General features: G+C 38.6%; 15 protein-coding genes. 2 read left to right on the top strand and 13 right to left on the bottom strand.

The features are described 5' to 3' along the window. Nucleotides 1-7 precede the first annotated feature (7 nt). On the bottom strand, nucleotides 8-733 hold the full coding sequence (gene pepE, locus GTH25_RS01900; RefSeq protein WP_023583493.1) for a dipeptidase PepE: 726 nt from the start codon (nucleotides 731-733) through the stop codon (nucleotides 8-10). Between the two features lie 288 nt (nucleotides 734-1,021). On the opposite strand from pepE, the gene rfaH reads away from it, so the two are divergent. Further along, nucleotides 1,022-1,522: a transcription/translation regulatory transformer protein RfaH gene (gene rfaH / locus GTH25_RS01895; protein WP_099660253.1), complete on the top strand. Its 501-nt coding sequence runs from the start codon at nucleotides 1,022-1,024 to the stop codon at nucleotides 1,520-1,522. Between the two features lie 62 nt (nucleotides 1,523-1,584). On the opposite strand, the gene tatC is transcribed toward rfaH, so the two are convergent. From tatC to udp, 10 genes are all read right to left on the bottom strand, one after another. Next, a complete protein-coding gene (tatC, locus tag GTH25_RS01890) occupies nucleotides 1,585-2,367 on the bottom strand; it encodes a Sec-independent protein translocase subunit TatC (protein WP_075672299.1) in 783 nt (260 codons plus the stop codon). A gap of 3 nt (nucleotides 2,368-2,370) precedes the next feature. Further along, nucleotides 2,371-2,886 carry a Sec-independent protein translocase protein TatB gene (gene tatB / locus GTH25_RS01885; protein WP_075672297.1) on the bottom strand — a complete coding sequence of 172 codons (516 nt, stop codon included), beginning with the start codon at nucleotides 2,884-2,886 and terminating at the stop codon, nucleotides 2,371-2,373. Between the two features lie 3 nt (nucleotides 2,887-2,889). Beyond that, nucleotides 2,890-3,159: a twin-arginine translocase TatA/TatE family subunit gene (gene tatA / locus GTH25_RS01880; protein WP_006535549.1), complete on the bottom strand. Its 270-nt coding sequence runs from the start codon at nucleotides 3,157-3,159 to the stop codon at nucleotides 2,890-2,892. Between the two features lie 125 nt (nucleotides 3,160-3,284). Then, on the bottom strand, nucleotides 3,285-4,922 hold the full coding sequence (gene ubiB, locus GTH25_RS01875; protein ID WP_023583497.1) for a ubiquinone biosynthesis regulatory protein kinase UbiB: 1,638 nt from the start codon (nucleotides 4,920-4,922) through the stop codon (nucleotides 3,285-3,287). Beyond that, complete coding sequence (locus GTH25_RS01870) at nucleotides 4,922-5,563, bottom strand: ubiquinone biosynthesis accessory factor UbiJ (RefSeq protein ID WP_075672295.1); 642 nt, start codon at nucleotides 5,561-5,563, stop codon at nucleotides 4,922-4,924. The genes ubiB and GTH25_RS01870 overlap by 1 nt, the downstream gene beginning before the upstream one ends. A 1-nt stretch (nucleotide 5,564) precedes the next feature. Then, entirely contained in the window at nucleotides 5,565-6,320 is a 756-nt protein-coding gene (gene ubiE / locus GTH25_RS01865) for a bifunctional demethylmenaquinone methyltransferase/2-methoxy-6-polyprenyl-1,4-benzoquinol methylase UbiE (protein WP_075672293.1), read from the bottom strand. An 83-nt stretch (nucleotides 6,321-6,403) separates the two neighbouring features. Continuing rightward, nucleotides 6,404-7,744, bottom strand: a complete 1,341-nt coding sequence (rmuC, locus tag GTH25_RS01860) for a DNA recombination protein RmuC (protein WP_164530289.1) — start codon at nucleotides 7,742-7,744, stop codon at nucleotides 6,404-6,406. Between the two features lie 102 nt (nucleotides 7,745-7,846). Further along, a complete protein-coding gene (locus GTH25_RS01855) occupies nucleotides 7,847-8,377 on the bottom strand; it encodes a DedA family protein (RefSeq protein WP_164530288.1) in 531 nt (176 codons plus the stop codon). Between the two features lie 71 nt (nucleotides 8,378-8,448). After that, nucleotides 8,449-9,231 carry a tyrosine-protein phosphatase gene (locus tag GTH25_RS01850; protein ID WP_075672287.1) on the bottom strand — a complete coding sequence of 261 codons (783 nt, stop codon included), beginning with the start codon at nucleotides 9,229-9,231 and terminating at the stop codon, nucleotides 8,449-8,451. 148 nt (nucleotides 9,232-9,379) lie between these two features. Then, a complete protein-coding gene (gene udp / locus GTH25_RS01845) occupies nucleotides 9,380-10,138 on the bottom strand; it encodes a uridine phosphorylase (protein WP_023583501.1) in 759 nt (252 codons plus the stop codon). 521 nt (nucleotides 10,139-10,659) lie between these two features. Here udp and GTH25_RS01840 point away from each other — a divergent pair. Further along, entirely contained in the window at nucleotides 10,660-11,052 is a 393-nt protein-coding gene (locus GTH25_RS01840; protein ID WP_075672285.1) for a YidB family protein, read from the top strand. A gap of 78 nt (nucleotides 11,053-11,130) precedes the next feature. Here the strand turns inward: GTH25_RS01840 and GTH25_RS01835 are convergent, their stop codons facing one another. Together GTH25_RS01835 and metE are read right to left on the bottom strand one after the other, a co-directional pair. Then, nucleotides 11,131-11,958, bottom strand: coding sequence for a hypothetical protein (locus tag GTH25_RS01835; protein ID WP_075672283.1), 828 nt, complete (start codon nucleotides 11,956-11,958; stop codon nucleotides 11,131-11,133). 181 nt (nucleotides 11,959-12,139) lie between these two features. Next, complete coding sequence (gene metE / locus GTH25_RS01830) at nucleotides 12,140-14,413, bottom strand: 5-methyltetrahydropteroyltriglutamate--homocysteine S-methyltransferase (protein ID WP_164530287.1); 2,274 nt, start codon at nucleotides 14,411-14,413, stop codon at nucleotides 12,140-12,142. Nucleotides 14,414-14,452: the final 39 nt, after the last annotated feature.

Below are 14,452 nucleotides of genomic sequence, written 5' to 3'. Positions count from 1 at the left end.
ACTATACTTATAAACAGCGGAATGGAACCCACTCTGAAAGCAATTTAGTATCAAACTGTTCTGGGAATGTTTTTCCATGTTGGAAGATTTTAAAACCTTCATTTTTAGCGCTGTAATAATGTAATTCTTCACCTTGAATATATAAGTAACTACCTTCACGGATAGCCACAACAATCTCTTCAGGGTTAATGGCACAAAACTCTGCAATACGCTCATCACGAGTTTCACCCATATGACCACTGATAGAAGCATCAATATAATGTGGGTTAATTTGAACAGGGAATAAACCTAATGAAGGCATAATAACAGAAGAGCGTACTGGCATATCATTAGTGGTACGAATTGTTGGTGTTGCAACGTTACAACCTGCACTCCAACCAATATAAGGAATATTGCGCTCACGTACTGCACGTTGAATTGGAACAACCAATCCTTTTTCATGCAACATTTGGTTTAATAACCAAGTATTACCACCACTGACTAAAATACATTCTGCATTGTTGATTGCATCAACTTCTGAATCAAAATGTTCAATACAAGTAACTTCAATACCTAACACTTCAGATAAATCACGAGCACGTTGATCATGATCGGAACGAATAACGGCATAGGCAATTAATACAGCAGAACGAATACCGCGTTTTTTAATCATGCTATCGATATTATCTTTTGCATAACTTAACCAACGTGGATCCCCGGCAATTTTTCCGTTACTTAATAAAAAAACTTCCATTACAGAACCTCTTTATAATTATAAACAAAATTCTAAGATAATTATCTTGAAAGCTTTTTCTTGTTTTTACCATCACTTTTTTGTCAACTTGTTACCTCTATCCGAGATCCAATTGAAAGTCACAAAAACAAGCCTTTTTATTGCGTAGAAACACGGCTTTTTTGTTCTTTTTTCAGTATAAAACCACGTTACTCTATTTTTTATTTAATCCTTGATAGATACTGTTACCTTAATTATAAATTTGCTATCATCGCTTAAATTAAATTTAACTAACCTGTTGTCTCTATTATGAAAAACTGGCACTTGCTGTATTGTAAGCGAGGGCAAATTCCTCGTGCTATCGAACACTTAGAACGTCAGCAAGTGGGCTGTTTTACACCTATGGTAACCATAGAAAAAGTATTAAGAGGAAAACGCACTACCGTAACAGAACCCCTTTTCCCTAATTACCTTTTCATTGAGTTTGATCCTGAAGTGATCCATACCACGACCATTAACTCAACGCGTGGGGTAAATTCATTTGTTCGCTTTGGGCAATATCCTGTCACTGTTCCACAAGATGTAATTGACACACTGCAAATACCACAGCTTTCTTCGCTAATTTATAGTGAAGAAAATGTGCCTCATAGTGGTGACAGTGTGTTAATTACAGAGGGTATTTTTCAAGGGATCAAAGCCATATACCAAGAGCCGGATGGTGAGGCCCGTTCAATTTTGCTTTTGAATATATTAAATAGTGAAGTGAAAAAATCGGTGGGAAATAAAGAATTTAAAAAAGAGTCGCTCTAGATAAAGTTAACCCAGCAATTGCTGGGCTAATATCGTATTATTTTAGAAAATCGTTTCTAAAATTATTTTTGCTGCTCTGCTTCAGCTTCCGCCTCTGCTTCCTCAGCTTCTTCATCTGTTCTTCTTCCCTTACCTACATAAAAGCGCGATACCATGACACCGATTTCAAACAGTAAATACATAGGTATTGCGAGTAAGGTTTGAGAGAAAACATCTGGAGGTGTCAATACCATACCAACAACAAAAGCCCCCACAAGAATATAAGGACGTTTTTTCTTTAAGGCATCAGGTGTTGTTACACCACTCCAGCACAGTAAAATAATCGCAATAGGTACTTCAAAAGCCGCACCAAACGCCATAAATAGCGTCATTACGAAACTTAGATATTTACTGATATCTGGAATAAAGTTAACCCCTTCAGGGGTTGTATTAACAAAGAAGCCAAACGCGAGAGGGAACACAACAAAATAAGCAAACGCCATACCGAGATAGAATAATACTGTACTTGAAACAAGTAATGGCAGCATTAAGCGACGTTCGTGTTTATACAATGCTGGTGCGATAAAAGCCCATACCTGATAAAGAATAACAGGCACAGAAGCAAAAACGGATACCATGATTGTCAATTTAATCGGAGTCAAAAAAGTAGAGGCAACATCTGTCGCACTCATATTTGACCCTTGTGGCAACTTCTCGAGTAATGGAGCCGAGACTAATTGATAGATATCGTTAGAAAAATAAACCAGCGCTAAAAAAACCACAAGAACTGACACCAAGCTATACATCAAACGCTTGCGTAGTTCTATTAAATGGCTGATCAGCGGTTGGGTATCATTTACTGCCATGTTTTAATGCTCACCATTGACCTGATCAGTTGTTTTTTTCTCTAATGTTACTGGTTGAGTAACAGGAACTTCTGTCTTTGTAACACTTTCTGCCACAGGTTTATGGCGATTAGCATCATCATTAACTTCATCAGCTTCAGCAAGTGCGGCTAAATCAGAAGGTGAAGGTTCCGTAGAGTCGGTTTTTACAGACTGCTCTTTCGTGGAGTCTGGCGTTGTAGGTGTTTGATAAGTTTGTTTTAAAGACTGTGCAGCCTCTTTTAACTCATCCATAGACGCTTTCAGCTCTGGCGATAGCGTTTGCAAATTTGCTTTCTCTTCAACTTTTTTCAAGCTCTCTTGGAGTTCTTGAAGCTTGAGTTCTTGAGTAAGCTCATTTTGTACATTCGCAGCCAAAGAGCGTAACGCCCTTACCCAGCCAGCAATTGTTTTTACTGCTACGGGCAAACGTTCTGGCCCCAGAAAAACAAGACCAATCACCATGACCAATAGCAGCTGACTAAAACCAATGTCAAACACGGTTTATACCTGCTCTTTGTTTTTGCTCTCAGTTGTAGACTTCTCTTCTGTTGAAGTCTTCTGCGCTAAATTTTTAGTATCAAAATCTGCGTCGTTATTTGTTTTTTCAGCGTTGTTGGTGTCTTTATCTGCAGCTTCGTCACCAATCGCTTTTTTAAAGCCTTTCACTGATGCACCTAAATCTGAGCCCAGTGTGCGCAGTTTATTTGTACCAAATAATAAGACAACGATGACAGCGATGATGAGTAATTGCCAAATGCTAATACCGCCCATTTTATGTTCCTCAACTATTTTCGGGGTTATACTTAATAACAGTGCCCATTATATACAACGAATTCAATTTTCGGGAATCTCGAATTCATCTTTTAACTTGTTCAAAGACAAACTTTGATGTGTTTTTATTGTGCATTACCAGATCTAAACCAACCCAAAATCCATGCAAGAAGACCTAAACTGATAAAAACACTGAATAATGTTTTAAAACCAGAAACAAAAAACAGGCTACCGCATAAAAACAGTGTTGTACCTATACCCAATAAAAATAGAGACTGTCTCTGTTTGACTCTTTGCGAACTTATTTGTTCCGTCAATTTATCTAGCGTTAACTTCATATTTTTATGTTGCTTCAGACTATCATAAACCAACTCTGGTATCTCTGGCATTTTTTCAATCCAGTAAGGCGCTTTGCTCTTTATACCATTCACTAATGCCGTGATACCAATCTGACTATGTAACCAATCTTCTAAGAAAGGTTTGGCCGTTTTCCATAAATCCAATTGTGGATATAGCTGGCGACCCAGCCCTTCAACATAAAGCAATGTTTTTTGAAGTAAAACTAACTGCGGTTGTACTTCCATATTGAAACGACGTGCAGTATTGAAAAGATTGAGTAACACATGCCCAAATGAGATCTCAGAAAGTGGCTTTTCAAAAATCGGTTCACACACAGTACGGATCGCAAATTCAAAATCTTCTACATTGGTATCTGCTGGCACCCAACCTGAATCAACATGTAACTCCGCAACTTTCCGATAATCGCGGTTAAAGAATGCTAAGAAGTTTTCAGCTAAATAGCGTTTATCTTCTTTATTTAATGAGCCAACGATACCGCAATCAATACCGATATAATATGGATTTTCAGGGTGATCATAACTAATAAACACATTACCAGGATGCATATCAGCATGGAAAAAACTGTCTCTAAATACCTGAGTGAAAAAGACTTTTACGCCACGCTCGGCAAGAAGCTTCATATTCGTCTTTTGTGCATTCAACGCTTCAATGTCAGAAACAGGAATACCATAAATACGCTCCATTACCATCACATTTTCATGGCAATAATCTGAATAAACTTCAGGAATATACAACATAGAGCTATTTTCAAAATTACGACGTAACTGAATAGCATTAGCCGCTTCACGCAGTAAATTTAGCTCATCGAGTAATGTTTTTTCGTATTCGCGGATCACCTCTTTTGGTCGTAAACGACGACCATCAGGTAAAAATGGTAATAAATTTGCCAAGCGATACATCAAACGAATATCCGCTTTGATCACCGGTTGAATGTCAGGGCGAATAACCTTTAGAACCACTTCTTTACCGTTTTCTTTTAATTTTGCAGTGTGAACCTGCGCAATAGAAGCGGAAGCCAGTGGAGTTTCATCAAAATCATCAAACCATTGGTCGATAGGGCCACCAAATGAGTTTTCGATATATTGTCGTGCTTTCTTACCATCAAAAGGAGCAACTTTGTCTTGCAATAAAGCAAGCTGGTCAGCGATTTGAGGAGGGAAAAGATCACGTCGAGTTGATAACATTTGGCCTAATTTAATCCAAACAGGGCCTAATGTTTGCAATGCGAGTCGTAAGCGTTCACCTAATGGTTTTTCTGGATGTTTATTTTTGATCCAAAATAGTGCTCGGCATCCTAATCTTGCAGGTAAAGTAATTCGGTGTTTAGGAATTAACTCATCAAGCCCATAAGATAAAAATACCTGAATAATATGATAGAGGCGCTTTAACTCACTAAGGAGCATTATTTTTTCTCCAATGTGCCTAACCGTTTTTCCAGCTCGGCTGTTTGCTGTGCAAGTTCTTCTATTTCATCATAAAAATGGACTGTCTCTAATGCACTAGGTGCGGTTTTCCACTCTTCAATTAATGCGTCACGTAAATAATCTTTTTGATGACTTAAGAGTGAAGAAAATAACTGAACCCCCTTTCCTGCAACAACAGTCAGGCTTTGTGCCGCAATATCACCGATATAAGGTGCTAAATATTGCGCGGGATCCCACTGCGCCATATCCAATAATGCAGACCAATTTTGAACAACCTGCATATCACCATCAATAGTGATATCACCACGGTTGATTAATTCTGACATTTTTTGACGGTCACGAAGCTTAATCAGAGTTAATAATTTTGTTTTTATCAAACAATCAGTTTCATCATCCCACTGACTTAATACGTCAACTTGTTGTTCACTAAAAACTAAGTAGATGGAACGAGGAAACTCATTGATAGAAAGCGCCAACACTTTGCCCGCAAGACGATTGCGGGCAGGTTTAAGCACATTTTCCTGATATAAAACGTGATTAAGTGCTGTTTCCATTGATGCTGTTAGCAGCGGATACAGTACTTGAGAAGCAATATCATGAGAAAAAGTGGCTTTTTCCATCTCAGAATTTAAATCCTTTGTGTAAGGCAACTATACCTCCGGTCATATTGGTATAGGTAACTTGATCAAATCCGGCTTCTTCCATCATACCTTTTAGTGTTTCTTGGTCTGGATGCATACGAATTGACTCCGTTAAATAACGGTAACTTTCAGCATCATTCACAATCACTTGACCAATTTTTGGTAGGATATGGAAAGAGTAAGCATCATAAATCTTGCTTAAAGGATCAAGAACAGGTTTAGAGAATTCTAGCACCAACAGACGTCCACCTGGCTTTAATACACGGAACATTGAACGTAACGCTTTTGCTTTATCGGTCACATTACGTAAGCCAAAGGAGATAGTGATGCAGTCAAAATGGTTATCCGGGAAAGGTAACTCTTCAGCATTTGCCTGTACATAGTTAACATTACCCACAATACCGTGATCGCGTAGCTTTTCACGTCCCATTTTCAACATTGAGTCATTGATATCAGCTAAAACAACTTCCCCGTTTTCGCCCACAAGACGAGAGAATTTAGCCGTTAAATCACCAGTACCACCAGCAAGGTCAAGGACACGTTGATTACGTCTAACACCACTTGCTTCAATGGTATAACGTTTCCAAATGCGGTGAACACCGAAAGACATCAAGTCATTCATTAAATCATACTTAGACGCGACAGAGTGAAAAACCCTTGCAACCATGGTTTGTTTATCATCTTTGTCAACGGTTTGGAAACCAAAATCTGTTGTTTCCTTAGTTTGTTGAGTCATATTATTTGCCCGCTAATTAATCAAAATTTAGTAAATTCAGTACTGGCCGTTTTCAGAAATCTTTATCTCTTTATTTTATCAAATCAATCAGATGCTGATTTTTCAATGAGATCATTATCAATCGTTTTTTTTATCTCAACCCCTAAGGATTTAAAGCCTTCCGCTTGACTGATTAGATTTCCACGACCTTCAGAGAGTTTTTTCATCGCTAATAGATAGCCAGATTGCGCTTTTTGAATACTGTTTCCTAGCCCTTGCATATCATCAACGAAAAGTCTTAATTTGTCATACATTTTAGCCGCTCTGTCTGCAATTTCTTGCGCATTTTGGCTTTGATATTCATAACGCCACAATGCAGCTATTGTACGCAAAGCAACAAGTAAAGTAGATGGCCCAACTAACATAATATTGTTTTTCAATGCTTCTTCTAGCAAGTCTGGAGAATGACCAATTGCAACAAGATAAGCGGGCTCAATAGGTATAAACATTAAAACATAGTCTAAAGACGTTACACCCGGTAGTTTATGATAATCTTTTACACTCAATCCTTTAATATGCGCTTTAATTGAGTTCACATGCGCATAAAGCGCTTGTTTACGTTCATTATCATTATCACTACTAAAATACTTTTCATATGCCACCAGCGACATTTTAGCGTCGATAATAACATCTCTACCATGAGGTAGATGCACAATTACATCAGGTTGATAGCGACTACCATTTTCATGTCGAATACTCACCTGTGTTTCAAATTCGTGACCTTCACGTAATCCTGAAGACTCTAATATACGTGCTAATACTGTCTCCCCCCAGTTGCCTTGAACTTTATTATCCCCTTTCAAGGCATTGGTTAAGTTAACGGCTTCTTGCGCCATTTTTACATTCAATTGTTGAAGCTGGCGAATTTCATGAACCAGGGTATGTCGTTCTCTGGCTTCTTGCCCAAAACCATCTTGAACTTGTCGCCGAAAACTTTCGAGCTGTTCACGAAAGGGGGAAAGTAAGTGCGTCAATCCTTGGCGATTTAACTCTTCAGCTTTACGTCCACTTTGTTCGAAAATACGATTAGCTAAGTTCTCAAACTGCGTTGCAAGCCGTTGCTCACTATTTATTAATAATCGTTGTTTTTCTTCTGCCGATATTCGGCTTTCTTCCCAGCGAGTTGCCACTTCTCTTAATTCAGCTTCTTGAGAAGTAATAATTTCTCGCTGAGCTCGTAATTCTTGCTCTAGTTGTTCTATATGTTGTTGCAAAGATGGAATAATTACCGCTTTTTCTTGGGCGATAGCAAGCTGTGTGTGATTTTCACGTAGCATGGCTTCTTTATCGGATAAACGTTGTTGGATAGACCACCAGACCAGCGCGCCTCCAGCAAGTACACCACCTAATAAACCAATGATCCCATATAACAACTGAATATCCACTAAAGTGACCTTTTTACTTTCCAGCGGGCTACGTTAAAACGCATAGGTAATATTGTCTAGCAACAATTTACATCATGGCTTGATTTGCGATAAAGGACGCAGTTATCCCATCCATTTCGCAAGCCATTGCAAACCAAAAGCACCGGGCGCCAAAATGCCAAAAGCCCAAATCATGGCTGATGTTAAATTAGCAATTTGAAAATAACGTTGTGGCATCGCACAAATACCCGCTACTAACGGGACAATTGCACGAAAAGGCCCAAAAAAGCGTCCAATAAATACCCCCCAAATTCCCCAGCGATTAAAGAATTGGTGACCTCTAACCAATGTTTGTGGTGAACGTGAAATTGGCCATAAATTTTTCACCCCCTCTTTATAGTGAAACCCTACCCAGTACGATACCCAATCACCAAAGAAAGCGCCTAATGCAGCAGCAAGCCAAATCGGCCAAAAAAACAGACCACTCTCACCAATTAAGGCACCTAACCCCAATAAAATAACCGTGGCGGGAATAAGCAAAGAGATAAACGCGAGTGACTCACCAAAAGCAAGAAAGAACACGCTCGGAATAGCCCAGATCTCGTGCTCTTTTACAAAGAGAGTGATGGTATGAATAATGTCTTGTACTGTCAAAATAGAGACCTTAAATTCGGTTAACCTAAGTGAAATAAAATATCCTGATTAACCGAATATAAATCACTTCATTATTCTAGAAAATAATTTTGTAAGGCATCTCGGCTAGAAGCATCTAAACCGATATCTTTTTCTAGCCAAGTATCCACATTACCGTAATGCTGATTAATACTCGCTAATGCCGTTTGCAGAAACTCTTCTTGTACCGAATAAACATAGGCAAATTTATCAACAATATTATCGCTCATTGTTTTGGCATGTTCTTCTAAAAGATAAGCGCGATAAGGTGCTAATGTTTCATTGGTTAGCAAGTAATCTTCCATTACCACATCTAAAGATGCACCGAGTGCGAATAACACTAAAGCTGAGCCAACACCTGTTCTGTCTTTACCTACTGCACAGTGTTGCACTACGCCCCCTTTTTCGGGTTGCTTTAATAACGTAGCTAATTGTTTATAGGCAGGGTTATTAATAGGTAATAACTTATATAGCTGAAACATAAAGGCTTTGGCATCAAATTGCTCGAGTATTTCAGGCGTCAACTTTTCAAGATTGGCAGAGACTTCTTTAGATAATGGATTGGCTGGAGCATGATAATATTGTGCACCGTCCCAAACACGGTCTGGTTTATCAACAATTTCGCCACTATCACGATAATCAATGATTTGAAAAAGATTTTTATCAATGAGAAGAGATTGGTCTGTATTGGTTAATCTATCCAGCGAGCCAGAGCGAAAGAGCATTCCAGGTTTAATAACACCACCGTTACTCAATTTTTTACCGCCTAAATCACGAAAGTTAATTCCGCCGACTAAAGGCAACACCGAAGGATGTGTTTGTAATATATCAGTCATAATGCCTCTTCTCATTGTTGTATTGTTAAGACCTCAAAGACCTTAACAGAAATTAGCGCCTGTTAACACATTAACGTGATGAATTAACATACAAAAAAAGCCCTTAATACATATGTATTAAGGGCTTTCATATTTGATTAAAAAAAACTTATTTCATTAAAATGCGAGCGGCTTCGATAACGATACCTAATGCATTATTTTCAGTTTTCTTCAGTAATTCTGCATCTGGAATTTCTTGTTGAGTACGGTTTACGATAACACCCGCAACCATACCTGCACGTAAACCTTGGCTTGCACACATTGTTAACAATGTTGCAGATTCCATTTCATAGTTCATTACGCCCATCTCTTGCCACTCTTTCATAGAGCCTTTGAAACGGCGAACAACACGACCTGTATAGGTGTCGTAACGCTCTTGTCCTGGATAGAATGTATCTGAAGATGCAGTAACACCTACGTGTACAGTTGAGCCATTGTCTTTAGCAGCTTTGTACAGTGCATTCATACATTCAAAATCAGAAACAGCTGGGAATTCCATTGGTGCGAAATGTAAGCTTGCACCATCTAAACGAACCGCAGCAGTAGTGACAAGAATATCACCTACATTGATATGCTCTTGAATTGCACCTGTTGTACCAATACGTAAGAAAGTACGGATACCTAACTGTGCTAACTCTTCAACTGCGATAGAGGTAGATGGACCACCTATACCTGTTGAGCACACAATGACGGCTTTACCATCAATTTCGCCACGCCATGACGTGTATTCACGTAAAGAAGCCAGATGAACTGGGTTATCCATTAATTTTGCAATTTTTTCAACACGCTTAGGATCACCTGGAACAATTGCTAAAGTGGCACCCTGTAGGTCATTTTTGGTTAAACCTAAGTGAAATACATCAGACATATCGGACTCCTCAATGGGACAAAACCAATGATCATTAAATTAAAAGTTACTGTATCAGTTTTTCAGACCTTTTTAGTGACTAACATCACTTACAAGGCACCAAATAAAGTAACAATTTCATAAAATTGTGATTATCATCACGAAAATGGCGTTCGAAATATATTTTCAGCAAATACATTATCAATATTCGCTGACTTCAATCATTCACTAAAACAAATATTTCATTTATCAGTATAGATGACACAAATACCTTGATGCACATATACTCTAAATAATTCAAGATATAGCTAGGCGACAAAAGAATGAGTCGCTAGGAGCATACAATAGTATGTGACTGGCGCGAGAGAATATAGTCAACAACGCTACAGCTTGAAGTATGACGAGTATAGAAGTATGTGACTAGTGCGAGAGAATATAGTCAACAACGCTACAGCTTGAAGTATGACGAATATAACGCGTACACTACCCGCCCTTAAAACATAAACACCTAATGTGACAAACACATCGTCACTGGAGTAAACATGAGCTTATTTAACCAAATTGCGAGCCTGCTAGGTGGCGAGAAAATCAATCAATATAAAACTGTCCTCGACTGGGTTGAGTCTCAAGGTGGCATTGAAGGCTTAGTAAAGCAATTTGATACAGCGGGTTTAAGTGAGCTTATTCAATCTTGGATAAGTACCAATACCAATTTACCTATCAGTGCTGAACAAATCGTAACGGTTTTTTCATCCCCTGTTATTAACGAACTGGCGTCAAAAATTAATTTAAGCGCAACAGAAGCTTCTGAGATGGCTGCACAATATTTACCTAAATTAATTGATAAAGTTACTCCGGATGGCGTTGTACCTAAAGACTTAGATTTAGTCAGTGCGGGTATGGATATTTTAAAAGCGAAGATTTTCGGCGGCTAAATAAACCGACCGTTTTAATGCGTTTTCCCTTACATCCCATAAGAGAAAACGCATCACATTCTTAATAATCAAAATTGATTACAGCAACCCTTCTTCGATCAACGCTTCATGAAAACGTTGTTTCTCTTCAGCTGTTGCCTGAATACGCTCTAAAGGCACATCCAAAGCATAAGGGATATTCTGTTGTGGTGAATAAACAGCTAATACGTAGGTATTTCCATTTTGCTCAATCACAATAGGAGGTGTTTTCTTATTTCCTGAATAAGCAATACGAATATCTTTACCGTCTAAATTAAGATGATAAGTGGCAATAAATTGCTTATTGCTCACAACCATTTTTGCAGGAATAGCTATTAACTTTAAAGGCTGAGTTCCCACTGATAATAATGCTTTTCTTACTTTACTCGTCAGTATTTGACGATGAATAAAAAAGATCACACAAAAACCAAATAAGCCGATAAAAATAATAGTGCTAATTAAACGAAGCCAAATATTATCTATCGCCACATCAACGGTCATTTTACTTAGATCATTTGCATCAGCGACGGGTTCAACTAACACATCTTTTGAACCTAAATCTAAAAAAGTAAAATTACGCGAAACTTCATTGCCTTTATAACGTAAATCAACACTACAGTTAGTCAGAACAAAGAGTTGCGAGCGACAAGAGCCCTTCACCGTTGCATCAACAGGTACGGCATTCTCACTGATTTTATAATCATAAAGAATATTGGGAATTTGATAAGCACTAAATACCGTCATTGCTAGCATGAAAATAACTAAGAATAAGGTGCGAAATAATCCACCGTCTCCTCTTAGTGGAACTAATTTCAAAGGTCGAGAAGGAAAAGCATCTAATACTTTATCCGAAAGTTTAATGCTAGTTTGCACAATAATTATATCCATAAAAATAGAGAGTTTTCGCAGTATAGCAACTCTAATGAATATCAATAATCAGATTTACTCTAAGTTTTAATGAATACCTTTCTTTTTTATTTTATATAAATTTAGCCTGCTATTTTGACTATGCGACTTATCTAAAGTAGCAGGTCAAAAATAACAGGCTAATGAACGATTAATTATTTTATTACACGCTCTGACGCAAATACTTAGCCGCCTCAACCATATTCGCTAATGCTGCGCGTGTTTCAGGCCAGCCTCGTGTTTTTAACCCACAATCTGGGTTCACCCATAAACGCTCTGCAGGAATTCGAGATTGCGCTTTTCTTAATAAACCAACGATCCATTCCACATTTGGCACATTAGGTGAGTGAATATCGTAAACACCCGGTCCAATTTCATTTGGATAATCAAAGTGTTCAAAGGCTTCTAAAAGTTCCATATCTGAACGTGAAGTTTCAATAGTAATAACATCCGCATCCAGTGCTGCAATAGAATCCATGATGTCATTAAACTCGCAATAACACATATGTGTGTGAATTTGTGTTTCATCATCAGCAACAGCGGCACTTAATTTAAAGGCATCAACAGCCCAATCAAGGTAAGCCTGCCACTCATTACGACGTAGTGGTAATCCTTCACGTAAGGCTGGTTCATCTATTTGGATTATACCAATACCCGCTTTCTGTAAATCATCTACTTCATCACGCAGTGCTAACGCAATCTGTTTTGCAATGGTTTCACGCGTCACATCTTCACGAGGGAATGACCAACATAAAATTGTCACTGGCCCCGTTAACATTCCTTTGACTGGCTTTTCAGTTAATGACTGCGCATACGTTGCCCAATCCACAGTAATCGCTTCAGGACGACTAATATCGCCGATAATCACTGGTGGTTTTACACAACGTGAGCCATAACTTTGTACCCAACCATTCTGTGTAAAGACATAACCATCAAAATGCTCACCAAAATATTCGACCATGTCGTTACGTTCAGCTTCACCATGAACTAATACATCGAGGCCTAGGTTTTCTTGCTCCGTTATTGCTTGCTTAATATGCTCGCTGATATTTGTGCGATAAGCTGCCGTATCAATACGCCCTTTCTTAAAATCTAAACGAACAGTACGAATTTCTGTTGTTTGTGGGAATGAGCCAATCGTAGTGGTTGGCCATAATGGCAGATTAAATCGAGCTCGTTGTACTTCTGCACGTTGAGTATAAGGCGAATTTCTTTCACTATCTTGTGCTTCAATTGCCTGTAAACGAGCTTCAACTGTTGCATTATGCACACGAGTCGAGTGCTGACGTTGACGAATGGGTGCACTGTATTGTGCCAATTGTTCATCATACTCACCGTCTGGCGCATTCAATGCGTTCGCTAATAAAGCCACTTCTTCACATTTCTGAACTGCAAAAGCAAACCAGCTTTTTACTTCATCATCAAGTTTTGTCTCTGCATTTAAATCAATTGGGCTATGCAGTAATGAACAGGATGTTCCGATCCACAAAGGACGTTTATCTTTTAGCGCAATCACTTGCTGATAACGTGTACTTAAATCTGCTTTCCAAACATTTCGACCATTAATGGCACCTAATGACAATACCCAATCTTTAGGTAACGCTTGGTGTAAATGTTGCAAATCATCTTGCCCAGCGGAAATATCAACATGAAGCCCATTAACAGGTAAGTTTTTAATAATATCAAGGTGATGAGAAATTCCATCAAAATAGGTTGTCAGCAGTAATTTAACTTGCCCTGTTAATGCTTGATAAGCTGTTTGGTATGCATTTTGCCATTCAACAGGTAAATCGAGTACCAGTGCCGGCTCATCTATTTGCACCCATTCAATGCCTTTCTCTTTTAGTGCAGAAATAACTTGTTGATAGATAGGTAAAATATCTTTTAACAGCGTTAATCTATCAAATTCAGGGCCTTTCACTTTACCTAGCCACAAGTAAGTCACAGGACCGAGTAAAACAGGTTTTATTTTATGGCCTAGTGCTAATGCTTCATCAACTTCTTCTAGTAACTCTTTCCATGCAAAGGTAAATGACTGACCTTGCTGAAATTCCGGTACAATGTAGTGATAGTTAGTATTGAACCATTTCGTCATTTCAGATGCAGCTACAGGTTTACCTGTTGGTGCTCTGCCACGAGCGACTCTAAATAGAGTATCAAGATCGAGCGAACCATCTTCATTACGATGACGAGGTGGTACGTTGCCTAACAAGAGGCTTGTACCTAGCACTTGGTCATACCAAGCAAAATCACCGACAGGTAATAATTCAACACCTGCATCTGCCTGCTGTTGCCAATGGCGAGCGCGAAGTGCTTTACCCACTGTAACCAATTCTTCCTGTGAAATCTTACCTGCCCAATAATTTTCTTGCGCCTTTTTGAGCTCTCTATCTAAGCCAATACGAGGGAAACCGAGTGTGTGATTGCGAATTGTCATAATTAAAATCCTGTTTTTAGCCGTCTAGATGTTTACACA

The organism is Proteus terrae subsp. cibarius (assembly GCF_011045835.1).
GTDB classification, from domain to species: domain Bacteria; phylum Pseudomonadota; class Gammaproteobacteria; order Enterobacterales; family Enterobacteriaceae; genus Proteus; species Proteus cibarius.
This window is presented reverse-complemented; position numbering and strand designations above follow the sequence as displayed.